The sequence below is a fragment of the Exiguobacterium sp. s133 genome (assembly GCF_018618595.1).
GTDB lineage: Bacteria > Bacillota > Bacilli > Exiguobacteriales > Exiguobacteriaceae > Exiguobacterium_A > Exiguobacterium_A oxidotolerans.
In genome coordinates this window covers 121,704-140,694 of sequence record NZ_JACSMK010000003.1, presented here as the reverse complement: position 1 = coordinate 140,694, position 18,991 = coordinate 121,704, and the positions used below count along the sequence as shown (strand labels likewise).

The following is an 18,991-nucleotide window of genomic DNA, read 5'->3' as shown; positions in this document are numbered from 1 at the left end:
ACTAGTAAAATCAAAATCGTCCCTCTTAAGAATGCCATAAATAATTTAAAAATGTAAAGTATTTCCATTAAGACAAACGAAGATTGTCTAGATCGACACATGATAGACTAGAAACAGATTGGAAAGGATGGATAGAGATGTTAGAGATACAACAGGGTTCAACGGAGGACCGCGAATACATTCGCGAACAATTAATCAGCTTCAACAAAACGAAAGTCCCTTTGTCGGTTCAACACGAGACGGAACAAATCTGCTTTCTTTTAAAAGAAGATGGCGAGATTAAAGGCGGATTGACAGGTGAATACGGCTGGAACCACGTTCACGTCTCCTTCTTATGGCTCGACGAGTCCGTCAAAGGCGGCGGATACGGCAGCAAATTATTGAGTATGGTCGAAGCCTATGCCAACGAACGTGCCTGCAGCAAAGTCATCCTCGACACGTTCAGCTTTCAGGCACCCGGCTTTTACGAAAAAAACGGGTACGTCGAATATGGTCGCTTGGACGATCATCCGGTCGAAGGGATGACACAATACTTCTATAAAAAATTACTTTAAATGAGTTGATCCTTATTTCTTGTAATAATAAATCCAAGCAATCAGATAGGACAGTGTGCCGAGCGATAAGACGGTCGCGATGGCGTAGAAGGGAAAGTTCGGAAAACCTTCAACGAGTTGGACGTAAAATAAAAACGGAATCATCAGGACAGGGAGTGTGGACAAAAATGTTGAATAGGCAACACGTGTCGCCTTACCTGTGATGACTTCCTCGCGCTCGTCCTGATCGGAAAATTCAGTCATCCCGACGGACCATTCGGAAAACGTACTTTTTTTGTTGGTCCGAGTCAGATACCCCATAACGGTTAGTAAAACAGCGATGAGTATCATCGGAAGAACAAGCGGAAGTTCCAATGTGATGTTGAATCCGGTACCGCGGACGGGATCATCGTTAAACACTTCAAGTTGATCGTGTACAGAACTGACGAAAGCAGCTAACAGATAGAACAGACAAATGTTTAAGCTCGATTGAATGATGACACGTTTCAAAGTGATTCCTCCTCCAAATAAAAGATGTCTTCGATTGGTCGGTCAAAGATCCGGGCGATGTGCATCGCCAGTAACAAGGACGGGGTATAGCTTCCTTTTTCGAGTGAGATGACGGTCTGGCGCGTGACGCCGATCAAGTCAGCGAATTGTTCTTGCGTCCAGTCCGTTTGGCGCCGTAATGCTTTGACGCGATTCGAAAGTTTCATCGGGACACTCCTTTCTTTCATGAACATATTGTATAGTTCGTTTTACATTTTGTAAAGTGAACTATACTTTTTATTTTTTCGTCTCATTTATCGAAAATTCGCGGAGTCTGACTAAAACAGAATAGTCTGACAAAATTCGGGTAATATGTACTTTATCACTTCGACGGCATCGGGACAGAAAAAGGGGGGGAATTAAATGTTGCCTGAATGTATTCCGGATCAAAGGGAGCTCGCACGCCGCATGCGCATCGTCAAAACGTTACGGAAGCTTGGAAAAACGGATGAAGCCATTGCAAAATCATTATATGTCCCGGTCGAGTGGGTCAGATCAGTCGAAGATAATTTATCGAATACTAGTTATCAGCAATCATCTTAATGCATTAAAAAGAAGCGTCTCCCTTAGTTCAGGGGAACGCTTCTTCATGTTCACGATGACAGTTTCGTTGCGCCCGAGTCGACCGACAGTTTCGGTTGACGCCAAAAGAACGTCAAGATGATGCCGACCGTCAGGACGATCGTCGCGAAATAAAACGGGTAGTTGAGATTGACATCAAACAGGAGTCCACCCGCAATCGGTCCGAGGATGTTCCCGACACTCGTAAACATCGAGTTCATTCCGCCGACGAAACCTTGTTCATCGCCGGCAATCTTCGACAGATAGGTCGTGACGGCAGGACGCATCAAGTCGAATCCGACGAAGACGACCATCGTCACAAGGATGATTGCGAAGTAACTCGTCACGTACGTCATGACGAGGACGAGGGCGGTCGAGACGATTAAGCTGTAACGGATCAGGCGAATTTCACCGAACCACCGCGTCAAGCGGTCGAACAGGCCGACTTGGACGATGACACCGACAATCGCTCCGAGGGAAATCGCGAGAGCGATGTCCTTCGCCGTGAAGCCGAACTTCCGGTCGACGAACAGGGCGAACAGCGATTCGAACGAGGCGAGACCGAATGACGAAATCAACAGGACCAAAAAAGCGACGAAATAGAGGGGGGAAAAGACTTTTGAGAAGCCGGCCGCTTGTTTGACAGTCGGCGCATCGGCATAATGACGTTCCGGTTCACGTAACGTGAAGACAGACAAAATCATCGCAATCATCCCGAACGTCGCGGCAAAGAAAAACGGAACCCGTGTCCCGATGTCAGCGAGAAAGCCGCCGATCCCCGGTCCGATTATGAAGCCGGTCGAAATGGCGGCCGACATATAGCCGAGCGCCTTCGGACGCGTCTCATTCGTCGTGATGTCGGCGATGAACGCCGTCACGGCCGGCATGATGAAGGCGGCACTGACTCCCCCTAGGATGCGCGAAGCGAACAGGACTTCGACCGTCTGTCCGAGACCGAATAACAGTTCCGACATGCTGAAGATGAACAAGCCGATGATGATCATCGGCTTTCGTCCATACTTGTCGACGGCGCGTCCGGCAAGCGGCGAGAGAATCAGTTGGGCAAAGGCGAACGCCGACACCATATAGCCGACCGTCGAGCCGGAGATGTTCAATTCATTCATGATCGTCGGGGTGACGGGAATGACGAGTCCGATCCCTAAAAAGGCGATGAACAGATTGAGTAAAAGTGTACCTAAAATGAGTTTGTTGTTTTGCATGATTTGAACCTCAGTTTCTGATTTGACTTCTTAACGGACGAGTCCGCGCCAAAAAATCGGCCAGACGGCAGTGAGTCGTTGTTGGTAGGCGTCAATCCCGTTATAGACGAGTTCTGTCATCGTTCCTTCCGCAACCGTCAAATAGGCGAGTGCGCCGCTCGTATAGTCTTCGGAGTAGAGAATCTGCTCCGTCCGGTCGCGTTCGCGAAATAAGCGTGCAAGGTGACGATGGATCGAATCGAAAAACGGATTGATCAACGCCGTCACTTCATGCTCCAGTTTGACGGGCGGGAAGTACGCGATGCGAAGGATGAACTTCATTTGGTCGTTTTGGTTGCTTTCCTCGATGAACCAGTCGAAAAATCCTTTTAGCGATGCTTCGAGCGGCAACTGCCGTGTCTCGACGAAGTAGGACGCGAGGTGTTTTTTCTGTTCACCGAGCGCGTACGCCATCGTCTTCAAAAAGAGATCGTCTTTTCCGGAATAGTGGGCATAGATGGATGGTTTCTTGATACCGACTTCCTGGGCGATGTCGTTTAAGGAGGCCCCTTCGTAGCCGTGACTCGCGAAGTGGCGCAAAGCGGTCGGGATTAATTGTGCAGCTTTCAAATCATTCACCTTCCTAACGGTCGTTAGTTTATAAAAATACTGTAGCATCTGGTTTGCTACTTGAACAGGAAAATGCCTCAAAGAATAACTTGAGTAAAACTAAAGGGGGTGCAACAATGGATATTATTAGGAATATTCTTGTGATTTGATTTGTAGAGACATCTGAAATGATGGATGTCATGTTAAACGAGCAATCAGGGGGCTGATCGTATAAATAACAGAATAATATCTATCATCTTGCTGGCCTTTTTGCTAGGTGGAACGTATTACGGGGTGATATCCCTATTGTTCAAAGAAGGTACATCTGTCAGTTCGTTCCCGATTCCGCGCTTTGCGACGGAGCAAACGGGTGCGAACGGGCAACACTACGCGACGCAACTTGCTTCAGAAACAGACGGACCGGGACTCCTGTATGCAGCACGCTTGAATCGTGACGGCTGGAAGAAAGTGAATCAAGAAGGAGCTAAAATTCTCTATCGCAAAGGCGAGACATTCGTTTCGCTGACGACGTTCGACGAGGAAGTATATGTTAAGCCTGTCCGTTTAGTCGAGTTCGAGCGTTTGGAGGATTGAGTCGGAACAAGGTACACTTGCTACAATAAGTAAGGACAGGAGCAATTCGTCCGTTCGTAGCAAAGGAGAATCAAGATGACACAATCCATCGCAATCATCGGAGCAGGCGTCAGCGGGCTTTATACAGCATCGCTTTTACAACAGATGGGGCAAGCGGTCACCGTCTATGAAGCACGGGACCGGATCGGCGGACGTATTGTAAGCGTGGCGGGTACGCATGGAGACGAGGCAGACCGCTTTGACCTCGGACCGACATGGTACTGGCCGGATACGGAAACGGTCATCACGGATCTTGTCGCCGAACTCGGCCTGACGGCATTCGCCCAACACACGACGGGCGCGATGGTACTCGAACGGCAAGCAGGAGCCATCGAACATCATCTGCTGGCACCGGACAGTATCGTCCCGTCGAAGCGGTTAGCGGGAGGAATGGAAGCACTCGTGACAGCGATTGCGTCACAACTCCCGGCGGCATCGCTCCGCTTACAGACACGCGTCACGAAACTTGAGCGGACGGGACAGCAAGTAATCGTTACGTCAATCAAAGACGGACGGACGACTTCAGAAACGTATGATAGTGTCGTGGTTGCCCTTCCACCCCGTCTTGTCGAGCGAGTCGCAATCGAACCGCCGTTTTCCGAGACGACGCGGGAGAAACTGCAAACGACCCCGACCTGGATGGCCGGACAAGCAAAAGCACTTGTCGTCTATGACACGCCGTTTTGGCGCGAAGCGGGTCTGTCCGGGTTTGGGATGAGCTGGGTCGGCGCCATGCAGGAAATTCATGATGCATCACCGCAGCGCGGACCGGGTGCCTTGTTCGGTTTCCTACGGCTGACGGCAGAAGAGCGTCAGTCACTCGGGACGGAAGCGGTTAAAGCCTGCATACTCGAGCAACTTATCACGATGTACGGCGAAGCAGCCCGTCATCCGCGGGAAGTGTTCTATTATGACTGGGCGCAAGACCTTGATACGGCGACGCCTGCAGATGCCCGTCCGTTAACGGAATTTCCGCAGTATCGGCCCATCGCAGTCGACGCAAACTGGCAAGGCCGGCTTTATCTTGCCGGAACGGAAACGGATAGTGCGTTTGGTGGCCATGTCGAAGGGGCGCTCCGGTCGGCGAAGCGGGTCGTCGCTGAATGGACGATGCGGCATGGGTGATTTGTTGTAATGCTCTTAAATATTGTCATGGGCGTCCTCGACAATCGGGGGCGTTTTTTTGCTAAGTAATTATTGTAGAGAAAAAGTCATTTCACGATTTTCATTACAAACTGGTATGATGTGTTACTTGTTTTATTTAATTAGTGCAAAGGTATAGGGAAATATATTATTTTTTGGGTTCAGCATGCAGGGAGGGCGACGTGATGACGCAACAGATATTAGTTCTCTTATTGATCGGCTACGTAATTTACACAATCGATTTAAAACAAAAAATGATTCCTGTTCCGATGGTGCTCGTCGTGATTGGACTGGGTCTTTCATTTATCCCCTATTTTTCTTCGCTTCATCTATCAAAGGAAATCGTATTTGAAGTGTTTTTGCCAGCGCTCCTGTTTACGGCAGCGTATCAGTTTCCGATTAAACAGTTGAAAAATAATTGGGGTATCATTACGGCGTTCAGCACGATTGGGTTGATTGTGACGGCCTTATTGCTCGGTGTCTCAATTTACTGGATCTCGAATCTGTTCATTTCACTTTCGCTGACGGCTTCGCTGCTCCTTGCCGCCATCTTGATTCCGACCGATCCGGTCTCGGTGACGTCCATCATCAAAAAAAGTACAGGGGATGAACAACTCGCCGATATCGTGGAAGGAGAATCGATGGTCAATGACGGGACGAGTATCGTTTTGTTTACGATCTTATTATCGATGTTTCAAACGGGGGAACGTTTTAATTTCACGACCTTCATCGAACAATTTATGCTTGTTTCGTTTGGCGGAATTCTGATTGGTTTACTGCTCGGATGGATTTTAAGTAAAATCATTCACTTGACGAAGCAAAAAGAATATCAAGTGATGTTGAGTATCGTCATGTCGTACGGTGGATTTTATCTTGCGGAAGCGCTTGGTGTCTCAGGTGTTCTCACCACGGTCATTTTGGGGATTTTCTTGTCTTACGAAATCGAAAAAGCGGATGAGGAGAAGGGAATTAAAGCATCATTAGATGGATTTTGGAACATCATCAAACCAACATTTTTATCGATTTTATTCTTACTGATTGGGATTCAAGCAGCTGGATACTTAGTTTTTTCACAATGGGGACTGGCGTTGATCATTTTTGGTCTGACCTTGTTGGCACGGTTCATCATGGTCAGCGGCTTCATTTATGCGGTACCGGCCTGGAAAGGTGAATTTCGCGACGACTTTTCGACGATCTCAATCATTACGGCAGCCGGGATTAAAGGTTCGATGTCTGTCGCGTTGTTACTATGGCTCGAAAAAACGGTCTCAGCGCAATATGATGTGTTGATTTCCTTATCGTTTGCTGTCATCGTCCTGTCGTTGATTGTCCAAAGTATCGGTATTTATCCGCTGACGATTTTCTTGAGTAAGCGGCATAAACGATAATAAAAAAGAAAATCAAAAAGCAGACACTGTCCAAAAAGTACTTGGATCGTGTCTGCTTTTTTGCGTTTACAGATACAAGCCGTTCGCCTCAACATTTTGAGTGTTCATAAAGACAAGAAAAACGGATGATCTTAAGTTGTTCCAAAAACGGAAATCATCAAATCCGCAATCATGCAGTTTTCTCTAACATGACCAGTCATTCAGACGAATATAATAACTTGCCCGTTTTGAAATCGTAAATCCGGTAAAAAATTTCAAATTCATGATCTTTTGTCGTTGTCACGTGGCAGGTATACGGGACGTCCGGTCCGTAAGCGCCGAGATCGGCCCGATCAAAGAAACTGAAATAGTCACCTGTTTCATCATAATAAAGATCAATCGTCCGCGGGCTGGATTGATCATCGTATTCCACCGTACACATTCCTTTAGTTGTCGCATAGTCATGATAAAAGACGTACTTCAGGCTTGGAGCCGTATACCAAACCAGTCCCACACCGAATAAACACATTAAAACGAGTCGGCCGAACGTGGAAAATTCGATGCCGGTATCCTCACGGAGCCAAAAATATAACAACACACTCAGCACTATACAGACGATACCACCTGCGAAAAGCGCGTAATAGAAAAGCACTTCTTCATTCATGCGATCATCACCCTCATAAATACAACCCGTTCGCCTGAACGACGAATTGCGAGTGTTCGTAATGATAGGTGATGACGGAATAATCGAACGGACGACCGTTCGACAAGTGGAAGATCGTCTCGACCGTCAATGCCGGATCACCGGCTTCAAGTTCCAAATGTTCCGCAATCGTCTCCGGCAATTTGCCGACGTGCATGTACATGTCGGAAAAGCCGATGTTCAGTCCGAGTGCCGTCTCAAGATACTCGAAAATCGATTGTTCGACGATTTCCCGGTTCAAGTATGGGACGAGTGCTTTTACGTAATAGGATTCTTCGAGGCAGAGAAGCCGTCCGTCAATGTAGCGGATCCGTTTGACGAAATAGATGTCTGTCCCAGGTGTAATGGCAAGGTTATGAGCGAGATTCTCCGGACAGGCAATGACTTCAAGTTCGAGTAAACGCGACGTGATATCATAATCGATTAAGTTTTGCTTGAAGCCTTGTGTCGAGAAGAGATTAAAATACCCTTTCCGATTACTTTTGCGGACAAAAATGCCGCTGCCGCGAACTTGAAAGATGATTCCTTTTCGTTCCAGCAGTTCGAGCGCTTTCGTCATCGTCGTTTTACTGACCTCAAATTGTCGGATCAATTGATCGAGAACCGGTAATTTATCGCCTTGCTGTAACGCATTCTGTTCGATGTAGGCTTCGATTTCCGTCGCCGTTTGTTCATATTTCAGCATGGTTCACCCTCATTTACATAAAAATTGTTATATCGCAACTATATCATAATAAAAAGACGATATTTGTAAACATGTTTTTTAAGATTAAATGTGTATTGATTAATTGTGCATGTACAATTATGATGATAATAAAGGTATACATCTCGATTATTAGGGAGGACTTGAAGATGAAAGCATTACCAAACGACTTTTTATGGGGCGGCGCACTGGCTGCGCATCAATTTGAAGGTGGCTGGAACGCCGGCGGCAAAGGGCCGAGTGTCGTCGATGTCATGACGGCAGGCGCGCATGGCGTCGCCCGCCGAATTACCGATACGATTGAAGAGGGGACGTTTTACCCGAACCATGAGGCGATCGATTTTTATCACCGCTATCAAGAAGACATTGCCTTATTCGCCGAGATGGGATTGAAGTGTCTCCGGACATCGATCGGCTGGAGCCGGATTTTCCCGAACGGGGACGAAACGGAACCGAACGAAGCGGGACTGCAGTTTTATGATGATGTCATTGACGAGTTGATTAAACACGGCATCGAGCCGATCATCACGTTATCGCACTTTGAAATGCCGCTCCACCTCGCGCGCGAATACGGCGGGTTCCGCAACCGGAAAGTTGCTGAGTTCTTCGAACGCTTTGCTGAAGTCTGCTTCACACGCTACAAAGATAAAGTCATGTACTGGATGACGTTTAATGAAATCAACAACAAGATGGATGTCGAGAATCCGTTGTTCCTCTGGACGAACTCCGGTGTCAAAGTCGAACCGGGCGAAAATGCGATGGAAGTCATGTACCAGACCGGTCACCACGAACTGATTGCCAGCGCCCTTGCTGTCGCGAAAGGGAAAGCAATCAATCCCGATTTCCAAATCGGAGCGATGATTTCCCACGTCCCGGTCTATCCGTATTCCTCACATCCGAAAGACGTCATGCTGGCGGAAAAATCGATGCGTCAACGTTACTTCTTCCCGGATGTTCAGGCACGCGGTTATTATCCGAACTATGCCTTAAAAGAGTTCGAACGGGAAGGCTATCAGATTCCGATCCTCGACGGCGATGACGAGATTCTGAAAAACGGGACGGTCGACTACATCGGCTTCAGTTATTACATGTCGACAACGGTCAAGCATGATGCGACGGTCAACAATACGGGGAACATCGTCAACGGCGGTCTCGCGAACGGCGTCGAGAATCCGTACATCCAGTCGAGCGACTGGGGCTGGGCGATTGATCCGGTCGGACTCCGTTACGTCCTGAACAGGTTGTATGACCGCTACCAACTCCCGCTCTTCATCGTCGAAAACGGCTTTGGGGCTGTCGATACGATTGAGGACGGCAAGATTCACGATGCAGCGCGGATTGATTACTTGAAGACTCACATCGAAGCGTTGACGGAAGCGGTCACGGAAGACGGCGTCGAACTGATGGGCTACACGCCATGGGGCATCATCGACATCGTCTCGTTTACGACGGGTGAGATGAAAAAACGCTACGGGATGATTTACGTCGACCGCGACAATGAAGGCAACGGCTCGATGGAACGGATGAAAAAAGACTCATTCGACTGGTACAAACAGGTCATTGCGACGAACGGACAGGAGTTGTCGTACGACAAAGCGACACAACAGTAAATCGATAAGCCTCCACCTATACCGGGTGGAGGTTGTTTGTTGTCTGTCAAATCACGCTTGCTTGAAATAGGAAAACAAGCGATGATGAGAATGTATATATTATCCAAAAGTGACGAGGGACGTTTAAGGGGATGAATGAATGATTGGTGTCAGTATTGCGACGATATGGGAGTTCGAAGCGACACTCGCGTATTTCGATGTAGAAGAATCAGAACGTACTAAGTACCCATACGGTGAATATTTTTTCCGGACGATTGCCGGTAAACGTGTGTTGTTTTACAGCACCGGTGTTCGGAAAGTAAACGGGGTCGGGGCCAACCAGTACATGATGGCGCAGTTCCCGCTTACGAAAATCATCGTTGCCGGGACCTGTGCCGGCATCGACGAGTCGTTTGCCGTACTCGACATCATCGTGCCAAACCGCGCGGTCCAATATGATTGTACGGTGAAAGAAGTCGAGCCGTTGATCAAGCCGTCCTTCATCGTTGAACTCGACGTCGCGGACTATCAGGCGGAGTGTCACACCGGAACGATCGGTACGGCAGACCGGGCCGTCGTGATGTGGAACGATTACTTGGAGCTGAAAGACAATGCCGTCACGGTCGCCGATACGGAAGCCGGCGCAATCGCCTATATCTGTCAGAAAAACAAAGTCGAATGTATCATCATTAAAGGCATCTCCGATTTTCCGGCGGACGAAACGGACCGCGATCCAGTCCAGTCGAACGAGGAACAAATCAACGTCTACATAGCGAATACGCCAAAAGTGATGCACAAAATATTCAGTGACTATCTGGCACGATTCATTTAGAACATCAGGAGGGGCAACGCATGAAAACATTAGTGGTTGGTTGTCTGCTGACCGTCAACGCTAAAAGCTTAATGACACAAAAGACGCAGTCTCGGATGAAATCCCGGAACTGCGTCTTATTTATGCTTAGTGCATCGGCTGCTAATTTTGTTCAGACTCATGTTTTTCTGACTGAGCCGCTTTGAAGTTGCGATAAATCGTATAACCGACAGTGACAGGAAGAATGACAATTCCATACCCAAGCGGCAATCCTAAAAAATAATACCAGAAAATCGTAAAAACAATCATGATTAGAAGGAGGCGGATACTAGATATGTGGTATGTACTCACTTAAAACGTTCCTTCCTTTCAATGTATTGTTATGTTTTTAGAAAGTCGTTTGGTTGATCGACATAAAGTTGGACCAGTCCGCACTTCGGACAAACGGCAGCTTTCGCTTCAGCAGATGCCTTGCTGAAAAAACGACCCGGTTTTTTAATCTTTAAGCCGTACATGGCACCTTTGACATGGACTTCACAGTCTTCGACTAGTCGGGTGTCGCATTGGGTACAGGTTCGGTTCATGTAACTTGTCCTCCTATTTAGCTTGAACTACCTCCACCTGCGCTGGGCTTCGCCCTGAGACACTTAGAGGTGGGAGTATTCTCGCCTGATTTTGATAAATATTCTTCAACTGTCCTTTAATACGTGTCGGAGTTCGCTGACGCCAAGGATCAGCATACAAAGCGAAAGTGGTATGAAGAATACTAAAAACGATAGTGTCGTTATGGCATCCAATAAAAACAAACTGAGCAGGATGATGGTCAAAATGGTCGTCAAGCTGACGAGCGAACTGCGGTTAGACATCGTTCTCCTCCTTTAAGTGGTTATTCTTCCGCAAACGGACATATCGGATGATGGCTGGTACCGCAATCGAAATCGAAAAAGCGCTAACGAGCAACAAATCGGTCTGCCCGAAAAAGAAATAATCGATGCCGATCAACAGAAATAACAAAATCTGAATGATTCGAAAACGGAGCTGCGTACTTCGGTTAATAATGTCCTGTTCTTTTGTTCGACTGGAGTGGTGAGTATTTTGACTCAGTAATTCAAAATAAAAATAACTGAGGACGCCGAGTTGGACGACCGAAAAGAAGGTAGCGCCTGTCTGTTCAAAGAAGATACCAAACAGAGTCATTCCGAACAAAAGTAAGTAGAGTGCTGATACGATTCGTTTCGTACGTGTAGTCAAAGTAAGTCCTCCTGAAAGTCAGTCGATGCTACTCTGTTCTACGGCACGGCAAGGAAAATGTTTCAAGCTATGAATGCATACAAAAGGAACTTAAGAAACAATGAGGAGGAATCAGGATGAGTTACGGGATTTTTGGGAAATTTACGACGACGGCGGGACAGCAAGAAAAATTGGTGGAGCTGTTACTTGAAGCAGCAGCCTTGTTCGAAGACGAGCCGTCATGTCTCCATTATATCGTCAGCGTATCAGAAGAAGCGGACACGGTCATCGTCCACGAAATTTGGACGAATCAAGCGTCGCACAAGGCGTCACTCGAACTTCCGGCGACGCGGCGCCTGATTGAGCAGGCACGCCCGTTTATCACGGGAATGGAACGCTTGTTGACGTTCGACCCGCAAGGTGGAAAAGGGTTATAAAGGGTAATTTTTGATGTCCCAGCCGAAAGTTTGTAAAAAATTAGAACTTTTTTTGCCGATTGACGTAGAGTATACATGAGGTGAGTATGATGGAAAAACGACGAAGAATTCAACGTATCCGGGAAGAAAAGGAACGCATCGCGTTCGTTCGCATTATTTTTGCTGTAATGCTTGGTTTTAGTATCTTTGCACTTCTTCAATATGAGACAGCAATTTGGCCGAAAATCCTCGTCGGGGTGAGCTTCCTGGCACACGGTGTTTTGCACTGGATTGAAGCGAAACGAATCAGTGTATTTTCAGACAGCCGACCAGCACGCAACATCATCCGACTCCGTTACGCGGTTGATTTTGCTCTAATCGGACTGATTGCTTTTTTCTTCCCGCTATTAATCCGGTTCGAACTACCGCCTTTGCCAAGTTTTATCGGCTACTTTATCGGACTTGCAGCCTTCGTTATCGGTGACATCTATCTCGAGCGAACGCAGACGGTGCTTGACCCAGCCCATCCGACGAAAAAAGAATTACGAAGTAAAACACCTGTCCTGAAAGCCAGATGACTTTGAGTAGGGGATGAACAAAATGGAAAAACAAACGAAAATTCTAATCATGCAGCAGGAAAGCAAGCGGAATCTTTTTAAACGATTGGCATTGGTAGGAGTCGTCGCACTTTGTTTGTACGGCTTGGTTCAAACAGGTGCCGACGAATGGATTGTTCCACTGCTCGTCATCCTCGTCCTCATCCATGGACTGTTACTGCTCGGCGAGGCAAGACGGATTAGTGCCCTATCAAGCATCAAAGCAGCACGGCGGCTGATTCGTTTCCGTTACGCGGTCGAGTTCGGTTTCGTTCCCGTTCCTTTATTGATTGCGCTTCAGGCATGGATCCCTAATTATTGGGGTATATCTGTTTTAATCGTTCTTCTGCTGGCTCTGCTGTTGATTGCCTTTTTAAAGCAATACCTGGAATTGCGCATCATGCGGACGGATCCGAGTCACCCGACGAACGACGATCTACGCAAAAAAACACGGATGGCAAACTAAAACAGTACTTCTACTCGCGCATCAAGCAACGGGTAGAAGTACTGTTTTTTAGTTGAGTTCGATTTTGACAGTAGTCGGTTTTGCGAACGCGTCACTTGACGCAAACATGACGAAGACATTTTCCGTTTCCGGTACTTCGTAGACGAGATCGACCCTTGATTGATAAGGAGCAAAGTACTGGTAACTGTTTTTCCAGGCCTTCTCATTGCGGTTGACGTAATCGACCGTCTCGTAGACATGCCCATTCCCATCCTGAAGCGTGAACCGGTCCGGTTTATATTGACTGTAGGAGCCGAGTACATCTTCTGTAATATCCGGGTCATGCAAAAACAACGGGAGCGTGATGTAGCGTTTACCGGCTTGCTGTGTCAGTTTGAGTTCAGCCGGCGGGCGGTCTAACAGTTTCCCGACACGGAAGGTGGCATCCTTTAATTTCGGGTCACCGGGATACGTTTTGAGCAGCCCCTGATTCATCAGCTTTTCGATTTTTGCCGTTTCCTGTTTCGACGGTTGTATGGCGGTCGATTTTTTGGCGGTCAAATCGGCGAGCTTCGTCCCTGTCGTCGTTTCAGTTGTTTGACTTGTCGGCTCGGCCGCCGGTTGCTCGACTTCACTCGTCGTCGCAAAGAAGAATAGTCCGGCGACACCCACGACGAGTGCGGTCCCGACTGTTCCAAGCGCGACTTTGAAGCGGCGTTCCGTCGCCTTGGCATTGACGGCGACGCTCCCGATGGCTGCATTCGGTGTAATTTTAACCGCGCGGTAGGCGGGTAATAAGGCACCGATGATCCCGGTCGTAATCGGAATCAACAGCGTCAGGCTCAGGAATCCGAGCTCGGCCGTCGGGAATTGATTGTACATCTTGTAAATCAACCCGAGCGAGACGGCAAGACCGATCAATCCGGCAATCAGACCGGTCATGACCCCCTCAAGCAAGACGAGTTGACGGATCATCCCGTCGCGCCAGCCGGTCGCTTTCAGCACGGCGAGCTGTGATTTCCGTTCGTTGACGTTCTGCCACATGATTTCCGTCGTCGTCAAGATGGCGATCAGCAGGGCAACCCCCATCGCGACATAATGCATCATGCCGACTTCAAGGGCAACGAATTCGCCGAGCCAGGACGCATACAAGACCCCCTTGAGCCGGAACGTGACGAACAGGAAGAAGATGAACAAACTGGTCGGTAAGGCGATTGCGACAAGCGACAGCAGCGTCCGTTGCCAGTACGTCACCAATTGATTGACGCTCATGCCGAGGACGGACTGCGAACGGACGAAACGACGTCCCCGCGAGACTTCTCCCGCCTGGATGCTTTCGTACGGTTGAATCTTCCGGATCAACAGCATCGGGACGAACGTGCCGCCCCAGTAAATCAACAGTCCGGCGAGACCGATCAGAACGATCCGGGCAAGGGCGATCGGATGGTCCGTCGTCAGCCAAAACGTCCCGAGAATCGTCCAGGCAATCAAGGCGACGAGTGAACCGAGTAACGTCGCTTCGAGGAACAGCATCTTCGACAGCTGGCGCGGGCGCCAGCCGAGGGCCAGTAAAATCGCAAATTCTTTTTTCCGGGCGTAAAGCAGGATGATATTTGAGCTGAAGACATAGACGAGCGCCACCAAAATGACGCTCGCGATGACCCCGCTCATCCCGACTTTCGCTTCCTGGAAGATCGCCATCGAGGAACCGAGTTTAATCCAGGGCTGCTGGACCCACCCGAGTGCTGACTGGTCTTTAAGTCCGGGCAGATACGTCAACGCCAGCTGCGGTGACGAACCGAGCGTCACATCCGTGATCAGTCCGGTCTTGTCTTCGATTTCCTGCGCGACGGCCTGTAATTTTTTCTCGCTTTGTTCATTCATCGTATCGATGCCTTTGACATTGACCCGGATGACGGAGATGGCTTTTTTGCCGCGAATCTTGAAAGCAGCGTCTAGCGTCGTCAACATCGAAGGCGGTTTCGTCATGAAGTCGTACGGGTCGTTTGTTGGTTTGACGTCACGCGGCGGGTTGACCGGTGTCTCATTTTTATCCATGACCCACTGTGCCTTCGCCGGGAAATAGGTTTCCATCGGCAGTTCCGTCAATGGATCTTTCGATAAATTCAATTTCTTCGGATCAAATACTCCGATGTAATAGGGGTTGATCCGCGGCCAGTCATCACTCGACGTCCCGAACTCGCGTGCTGCCCGGTACATGCTGCGTTTCGCAAGCAAAGAATCCGGGTTGATCAGCTTCGGTTCGACCTGATAGGTGAACGGCCAGCGTGACGGATAGGGACTCTCGACGGATTGATAGGTGATTGGTGAAGGCTTGAGAATCAGCCATTCCGAGTAGCCGCTGTATTTTTCAGGTAATGAATTGTTCAAAATATCATGAATGAATTGTTTTTGGACTTGCGCCGTCGTGACTTTATACGTCTGTGCCTTTTCATCGACGCTAGGGAGCTTGTCTAAGTATGTTTTGCCGCCCTTTTTCGTGACTTCTTGAATCGTCGGTACCATCGAATCATCAATCAGCGGTAAATCGAGTTTTTCATATTTATAGGTCCGGGACGCATCGATGTAATCCCGTTCGTTCATCAAAACCGGAATCATATCGACGTTCTCGAGCGCCGTCACGACGTCTTCATCCGTGAAATAACGGCTGTGGTCCGACTTTTTCGTCGCTTGATCAAGCCCGACGAGGCGTGCTTCCGCTTCCGGATCAATCCCGGCAATCATCGTATCACTGCCATACTCGTCGAGCGGTTGTTTTCCGAGACCGACCGGTGAGACGCCGGATTGTCTTGTATCGCCGCTCGCGTCCCAGCCGGCGGCTAAATAACGGACCGTCGTCGACTTGTCGACTTGCAGACCGGTATTTTGATAATCGGTGATCGTCAGCTTATAGACGCCGGGGTCATCAAACGTGTGCGTCCCGACGGATGAGCGTGTCGAGTTATTTCCGATCATCGCGATTGGGGCTGCGACTTCGACGTCCGTGATGTCTTTGATCGTCTTGTATTGTTTCATCGTGATGCCGCCGTCGAGACCGCTCATATAATTCGGCTCGAGTAAATGTAAGTCTTCCGTCACGCTCCGGCTTCCCGGCGGCCGGACGACGATATCATATGACGAGTTCCAGCGTTTTTGCAGTTCGTCAACGACGGTCCCATTGTTCGCTTGGGTCGTCCCGATTAAATAGCTGAGTCCTGTACTGACAATCAGGACACCGACGAGTAACAGGATGAACCGCTCCTTGTTTCGCCACCATGAGTTCCAAATGAAGGACATCATAGGCGTCCACCTCCTTTTACGTGTAGCGATATGAAAGACGGCCTATTCCATGAAGGAACCGGCCGTCGTTTTAACCGATCAGGGTAGAAAAGATCAGCATGTTAATCGATGCTGATTTTGACGGTATACGTCTTCGGGAAAGCATCGCTTGACGCAAACATAACGAACGTATTGGCATTTTTCGGGACGTGGTAGACGACATCCATCACGAGACGGTTCGGAGCGATGTATTGATGTTCGTACTTCCAGGCTTTCTTGTTATGACTGATGTAGTCGACCGGAGCATAGTCATGCCCGTGACCGTCGTTAATCGAGAAAGCATTCGGACGATAGACGCTATAGCCGTCTGACGTACCTTCTTTATTGTGTAAAATGAGCGGAACCGTAATGTAGCGGTACCCGTCTTTTTCTTTCAGCTTCAATTCTTTTGGGGCAGATAAAACGATCGGATCAACACGGAAAGAGTTTTTCTTTAGTGCAGGATCGCCCGGATACGTCTGGACCATCCCGGCACTCATTAATTTTTGGATTGACGGGGTACCCGATACTCGGGAAGTGCTGACTTTTGTGACGGTAGTGTCAGTCGTTGCAACATCGGATACCGTTTCGTCCTGCGTATTGAATCCATCTGTATTCGTAAAAGCAAAGACAGCTCCTCCGGTAAGGACGGTGATTGTAGCGAGTGAAAGCAAGCGTTTTTGAGTCGTCATCATAGAAACACTCCTTCTCCTGTTTAATTTGGAAATAATTATCAGAATACTCAGTCTAAATATACTGTTTATTATTTCCAAACGCAAACGGATTTTTTATAGATGGGAAATGAGAAATAAGAAAACAAGAAATTAGAAAAGTACAAATTATGATTCACGTTTTTATTCATGAAAGGTAAAAAAATTAAAAAATAATTAATCTAGAGGTTCACTTGAATGTGTATTTCCTATTTTTTTATTGCTTAACAATAAAAAAAACAAAACAGCGTTCTATTTACATAAAACATACAGAAGCCCCCGTTCATTTTAGTTTGAATTAGCACGCATTGTAAAAAATAGTTTTATGTACTCAAGAGTTATATGATCACTTCCAACCGGATTTTTACTTACATCGAAATAGTTCTACTATTAACAGCAAGCAAATATGCTTGTTTAAAAAAGTAACGATTAAGTAAAACAATCTCCTACCGACCAATCATCCGTTAAAAAAGATTTGCTGTTTTTTTGCATTCAAGAGAGGTTTGATGAGGACGTAGCTCACCTTTTAAAACCTATATATGGATAATTAATTACGTATTAGTGAAAAAATACACAAGTTACATTCATAATTTTGACAATATTAATTCGCTAGCTTTTTTTAAAACAGCATTATATAATCATTATGTAGAACGGCGTTTCACAATACGGAACAAAAACTATTTTTTTAATCTTTTTTGTAAACGCCTTCATTTTAAATTAGATTTGTCTTTTCGCGTTTAAAATTCAGAAACTAAAGGAGATGTATTTTTTTATGGAAACAAGATATTCGACTCATCCAAACCAAGTTAAAGATTTTAGTACAGCGGAGTTACGGGAAAATTATTTGATCGAGGAGTTATTTGTATCAAATGAAACTAAACTAGTTTATTCAATGGATGATCGTATAATCATTGGAGGCATTACACCGAAGGATGCTCAGATTTTATTAGAAGGTACGGATCAGATGCAATCAGAATATTTTTTAGATCGGAGAGAAGTCGGAATATTTAATGTTGGGGGCAAAGGAAAGATTGTCGTCGATGGTGAAACTTTCGATATGGAAAACAAGGACTGCCTTTATGTAGGGTTAGGAAAAAAAGAACTAGTATTTTCAAGCGAATCTTCTGGACACGCAGCAAAGTATTACATTTTTTCAGCACCGGCGCATAAAGAATACCCCGTTCAACATGTATCTTTTCGTTCAATTGAGGGAGATCGGTTGGGCACTGTAAATAATGCCAATCAACGTGTGATTCGTCGCTTTATTCACGAGGAAGGCATTCAAAGTTGCCAGATTGTCATGGGCATGACTCAACTCGATAAAGGAAGTGTATGGAATTCCGTTCCTACACACACACATGATCGGAGAACTGAGGTGTATCTGTATATTGATTTGGACGAGGATGCACGGTTATTTCATTTCATGGGGGAATCGCGTAATACAAAACATGTCATTCTGAAAAATGAGCAAGCAGTGATTTCACCTCCATGGTCAATTCATTGCGGTACGGCAACTAGTAATTATGCATTTGTTTGGGGGATGGCAGGCGACAATAAAACAATCAGTGACGCGATTCCAGTAAAATTAGAGGAAATGCGATGAGTGTCTGAACGCTAAAGGTTCATGTGAGACGATGCTAACTTGATTACTGGAAATTAACAAACTTAAAAGTACGGATATTCTAGAAGAGGAATTAAAAACAGTCTTAGCCGATTTAGAAATAACAGGTTTTTCTCCGTATTCAGTTGGTCGTTATGATGAAGAAGATACGCTTTTCTATTTAAATAAATCTGAATTGATGAATGTAGAAGAATTTTTGGAAGCAGATCAAAAATACCTAGGTAGTTATTTCGTTCTTAAAGTTAAAAACGTTGT

Annotated in this window: 23 protein-coding genes; 12 read left to right on the top strand and 11 right to left on the bottom strand. The window is 47.0% G+C overall.

Annotated elements, in window-relative coordinates; translation table 11 throughout:
- Positions 1-137 precede the first annotated feature (137 nt).
- Positions 138-554, top strand: coding sequence for a GNAT family N-acetyltransferase (locus tag KNP96_RS05475; RefSeq protein ID WP_214769337.1), 417 nt, complete (start codon positions 138-140; stop codon positions 552-554).
- A gap of 12 nt (positions 555-566) precedes the next feature.
- Here KNP96_RS05475 and KNP96_RS05470 read toward each other — a convergent pair whose 3' ends face one another.
- Both KNP96_RS05470 and KNP96_RS05465 read right to left on the bottom strand, forming a co-directional pair.
- Complete coding sequence (locus tag KNP96_RS05470) at positions 567-1,043, bottom strand: DUF2178 domain-containing protein (RefSeq protein ID WP_088837008.1); 477 nt, start codon at positions 1,041-1,043, stop codon at positions 567-569.
- On the bottom strand, positions 1,040-1,249 hold the full coding sequence (locus KNP96_RS05465; RefSeq protein WP_214769335.1) for a helix-turn-helix transcriptional regulator: 210 nt from the start codon (positions 1,247-1,249) through the stop codon (positions 1,040-1,042). Before KNP96_RS05465 ends, KNP96_RS05470 begins: the two co-directional genes overlap by 4 nt.
- Before the next feature lie 196 nt (positions 1,250-1,445).
- Between KNP96_RS05465 and KNP96_RS05460 the strand changes: the two genes are divergently transcribed.
- A complete protein-coding gene (locus tag KNP96_RS05460) occupies positions 1,446-1,625 on the top strand; it encodes a DUF2171 domain-containing protein (protein WP_214765909.1) in 180 nt (59 codons plus the stop codon).
- Positions 1,626-1,675: 50 nt separating this feature from the next.
- Here the strand turns inward: KNP96_RS05460 and KNP96_RS05455 are convergent, their stop codons facing one another.
- Positions 1,676-2,863 carry an MFS transporter gene (locus KNP96_RS05455; protein ID WP_214769333.1) on the bottom strand — a complete coding sequence of 396 codons (1,188 nt, stop codon included), beginning with the start codon at positions 2,861-2,863 and terminating at the stop codon, positions 1,676-1,678.
- 30 nt (positions 2,864-2,893) lie between these two features.
- Positions 2,894-3,481, bottom strand: a complete 588-nt coding sequence (locus KNP96_RS05450; RefSeq protein WP_353048310.1) for a TetR/AcrR family transcriptional regulator — start codon at positions 3,479-3,481, stop codon at positions 2,894-2,896.
- A 276-nt stretch (positions 3,482-3,757) separates the two neighbouring features.
- On the opposite strand from KNP96_RS05450, the gene KNP96_RS05445 reads away from it, so the two are divergent.
- The 3 genes from KNP96_RS05445 to KNP96_RS05435 all read left to right on the top strand — a co-directional run bounded on the left by KNP96_RS05445 (position 3,758) and on the right by KNP96_RS05435 (position 6,615).
- Positions 3,758-4,045 (top strand): hypothetical protein, encoded by a 288-nt coding sequence (locus KNP96_RS05445; protein ID WP_214765914.1) that lies wholly within the window; start codon positions 3,758-3,760, stop codon positions 4,043-4,045.
- A gap of 75 nt (positions 4,046-4,120) precedes the next feature.
- A complete protein-coding gene (locus tag KNP96_RS05440; protein ID WP_214769332.1) occupies positions 4,121-5,209 on the top strand; it encodes a flavin monoamine oxidase family protein in 1,089 nt (362 codons plus the stop codon).
- Positions 5,210-5,412: 203 nt separating this feature from the next.
- On the top strand, positions 5,413-6,615 hold the full coding sequence (locus tag KNP96_RS05435; RefSeq protein ID WP_251135731.1) for a cation:proton antiporter: 1,203 nt from the start codon (positions 5,413-5,415) through the stop codon (positions 6,613-6,615).
- 196 nt (positions 6,616-6,811) lie between these two features.
- Here KNP96_RS05435 and KNP96_RS05430 read toward each other — a convergent pair whose 3' ends face one another.
- Complete coding sequence (locus KNP96_RS05430; RefSeq protein ID WP_214769330.1) at positions 6,812-7,258, bottom strand: hypothetical protein; 447 nt, start codon at positions 7,256-7,258, stop codon at positions 6,812-6,814.
- Positions 7,259-7,271: 13 nt separating this feature from the next.
- Positions 7,272-7,982, bottom strand: coding sequence for a GntR family transcriptional regulator (locus tag KNP96_RS05425; RefSeq protein ID WP_214769328.1), 711 nt, complete (start codon positions 7,980-7,982; stop codon positions 7,272-7,274).
- A 167-nt stretch (positions 7,983-8,149) separates the two neighbouring features.
- Here KNP96_RS05425 and bglA point away from each other — a divergent pair, with 167 nt between their 5' ends.
- From bglA to KNP96_RS05410, 3 genes are all read left to right on the top strand, one after another.
- Positions 8,150-9,610, top strand: a complete 1,461-nt coding sequence (bglA, locus tag KNP96_RS05420) for a 6-phospho-beta-glucosidase BglA (RefSeq protein ID WP_214769326.1) — start codon at positions 8,150-8,152, stop codon at positions 9,608-9,610.
- A 139-nt stretch (positions 9,611-9,749) separates the two neighbouring features.
- Positions 9,750-10,421, top strand: coding sequence for a 5'-methylthioadenosine/S-adenosylhomocysteine nucleosidase family protein (locus tag KNP96_RS05415; protein ID WP_214769324.1), 672 nt, complete (start codon positions 9,750-9,752; stop codon positions 10,419-10,421).
- 20 nt (positions 10,422-10,441) lie between these two features.
- Positions 10,442-10,606 carry a hypothetical protein gene (locus tag KNP96_RS05410; protein ID WP_214769322.1) on the top strand — a complete coding sequence of 55 codons (165 nt, stop codon included), beginning with the start codon at positions 10,442-10,444 and terminating at the stop codon, positions 10,604-10,606.
- Positions 10,607-10,780: 174 nt separating this feature from the next.
- Here KNP96_RS05410 and KNP96_RS05405 read toward each other — a convergent pair whose 3' ends face one another.
- From KNP96_RS05405 to KNP96_RS05395, 3 genes are all read right to left on the bottom strand, one after another.
- Complete coding sequence (locus KNP96_RS05405) at positions 10,781-10,984, bottom strand: nucleic acid-binding protein (RefSeq protein ID WP_214769320.1); 204 nt, start codon at positions 10,982-10,984, stop codon at positions 10,781-10,783.
- Between the two features lie 105 nt (positions 10,985-11,089).
- The gene (locus tag KNP96_RS05400) at positions 11,090-11,266 is read right to left on the bottom strand and encodes a hypothetical protein (RefSeq protein WP_157898475.1); all 177 of its coding nucleotides are present in this window, start codon (positions 11,264-11,266) and stop codon (positions 11,090-11,092) included.
- A complete protein-coding gene (locus tag KNP96_RS05395; protein WP_214769318.1) occupies positions 11,259-11,651 on the bottom strand; it encodes a hypothetical protein in 393 nt (130 codons plus the stop codon). The genes KNP96_RS05400 and KNP96_RS05395 overlap by 8 nt, the downstream gene beginning before the upstream one ends.
- Before the next feature lie 116 nt (positions 11,652-11,767).
- On the opposite strand from KNP96_RS05395, the gene KNP96_RS05390 reads away from it, so the two are divergent.
- The 3 genes from KNP96_RS05390 to KNP96_RS05380 all read left to right on the top strand — a co-directional run bounded on the left by KNP96_RS05390 (position 11,768) and on the right by KNP96_RS05380 (position 13,108).
- Complete coding sequence (locus KNP96_RS05390) at positions 11,768-12,067, top strand: putative quinol monooxygenase (RefSeq protein WP_214769317.1); 300 nt, start codon at positions 11,768-11,770, stop codon at positions 12,065-12,067.
- Between the two features lie 89 nt (positions 12,068-12,156).
- Positions 12,157-12,624 carry a hypothetical protein gene (locus KNP96_RS05385; protein WP_088837024.1) on the top strand — a complete coding sequence of 156 codons (468 nt, stop codon included), beginning with the start codon at positions 12,157-12,159 and terminating at the stop codon, positions 12,622-12,624.
- A gap of 22 nt (positions 12,625-12,646) precedes the next feature.
- On the top strand, positions 12,647-13,108 hold the full coding sequence (locus KNP96_RS05380; RefSeq protein WP_214769315.1) for a hypothetical protein: 462 nt from the start codon (positions 12,647-12,649) through the stop codon (positions 13,106-13,108).
- A gap of 48 nt (positions 13,109-13,156) precedes the next feature.
- On the opposite strand, the gene KNP96_RS05375 is transcribed toward KNP96_RS05380, so the two are convergent.
- Positions 13,157-16,387, bottom strand: a complete 3,231-nt coding sequence (locus tag KNP96_RS05375) for an ABC transporter permease (protein ID WP_214769312.1) — start codon at positions 16,385-16,387, stop codon at positions 13,157-13,159.
- 101 nt (positions 16,388-16,488) lie between these two features.
- Positions 16,489-17,097, bottom strand: a complete 609-nt coding sequence (locus KNP96_RS05370) for a hypothetical protein (protein ID WP_157898476.1) — start codon at positions 17,095-17,097, stop codon at positions 16,489-16,491.
- A 790-nt stretch (positions 17,098-17,887) separates the two neighbouring features.
- On the opposite strand from KNP96_RS05370, the gene kduI reads away from it, so the two are divergent.
- Complete coding sequence (gene kduI / locus KNP96_RS05365) at positions 17,888-18,718, top strand: 5-dehydro-4-deoxy-D-glucuronate isomerase (protein WP_214765941.1); 831 nt, start codon at positions 17,888-17,890, stop codon at positions 18,716-18,718.
- Positions 18,719-18,991: the final 273 nt, after the last annotated feature.

Coding starts and splice junctions, on each gene's coding strand:
- KNP96_RS05475 (WP_214769337.1), top strand. CDS start 138: ATGTTAGAGATACAACAGGGTTCAACGGAGGACCGCGAATACATTCGC.
- KNP96_RS05465 (WP_214769335.1), bottom strand. CDS start 1,249: ATGAAACTTTCGAATCGCGTCAAAGCATTACGGCGCCAAACGGACTGG.
- KNP96_RS05460 (WP_214765909.1), top strand. CDS start 1,446: ATGTTGCCTGAATGTATTCCGGATCAAAGGGAGCTCGCACGCCGCATG.
- KNP96_RS05455 (WP_214769333.1), bottom strand. CDS start 2,863: ATGCAAAACAACAAACTCATTTTAGGTACACTTTTACTCAATCTGTTC.
- KNP96_RS05440 (WP_214769332.1), top strand. CDS start 4,121: ATGACACAATCCATCGCAATCATCGGAGCAGGCGTCAGCGGGCTTTAT.
- KNP96_RS05435 (WP_251135731.1), top strand. CDS start 5,413: ATGACGCAACAGATATTAGTTCTCTTATTGATCGGCTACGTAATTTAC.
- KNP96_RS05430 (WP_214769330.1), bottom strand. CDS start 7,258: ATGAATGAAGAAGTGCTTTTCTATTACGCGCTTTTCGCAGGTGGTATC.
- KNP96_RS05425 (WP_214769328.1), bottom strand. CDS start 7,982: ATGCTGAAATATGAACAAACGGCGACGGAAATCGAAGCCTACATCGAA.
- bglA (WP_214769326.1), top strand. CDS start 8,150: ATGAAAGCATTACCAAACGACTTTTTATGGGGCGGCGCACTGGCTGCG.
- KNP96_RS05415 (WP_214769324.1), top strand. CDS start 9,750: ATGATTGGTGTCAGTATTGCGACGATATGGGAGTTCGAAGCGACACTC.
- KNP96_RS05410 (WP_214769322.1), top strand. CDS start 10,442: ATGAAAACATTAGTGGTTGGTTGTCTGCTGACCGTCAACGCTAAAAGC.
- KNP96_RS05405 (WP_214769320.1), bottom strand. CDS start 10,984: ATGAACCGAACCTGTACCCAATGCGACACCCGACTAGTCGAAGACTGT.
- KNP96_RS05400 (WP_157898475.1), bottom strand. CDS start 11,266: ATGTCTAACCGCAGTTCGCTCGTCAGCTTGACGACCATTTTGACCATC.
- KNP96_RS05390 (WP_214769317.1), top strand. CDS start 11,768: ATGAGTTACGGGATTTTTGGGAAATTTACGACGACGGCGGGACAGCAA.
- KNP96_RS05385 (WP_088837024.1), top strand. CDS start 12,157: ATGGAAAAACGACGAAGAATTCAACGTATCCGGGAAGAAAAGGAACGC.
- KNP96_RS05380 (WP_214769315.1), top strand. CDS start 12,647: ATGGAAAAACAAACGAAAATTCTAATCATGCAGCAGGAAAGCAAGCGG.
- KNP96_RS05375 (WP_214769312.1), bottom strand. CDS start 16,387: ATGATGTCCTTCATTTGGAACTCATGGTGGCGAAACAAGGAGCGGTTC.
- KNP96_RS05370 (WP_157898476.1), bottom strand. CDS start 17,097: ATGACGACTCAAAAACGCTTGCTTTCACTCGCTACAATCACCGTCCTT.
- kduI (WP_214765941.1), top strand. CDS start 17,888: ATGGAAACAAGATATTCGACTCATCCAAACCAAGTTAAAGATTTTAGT.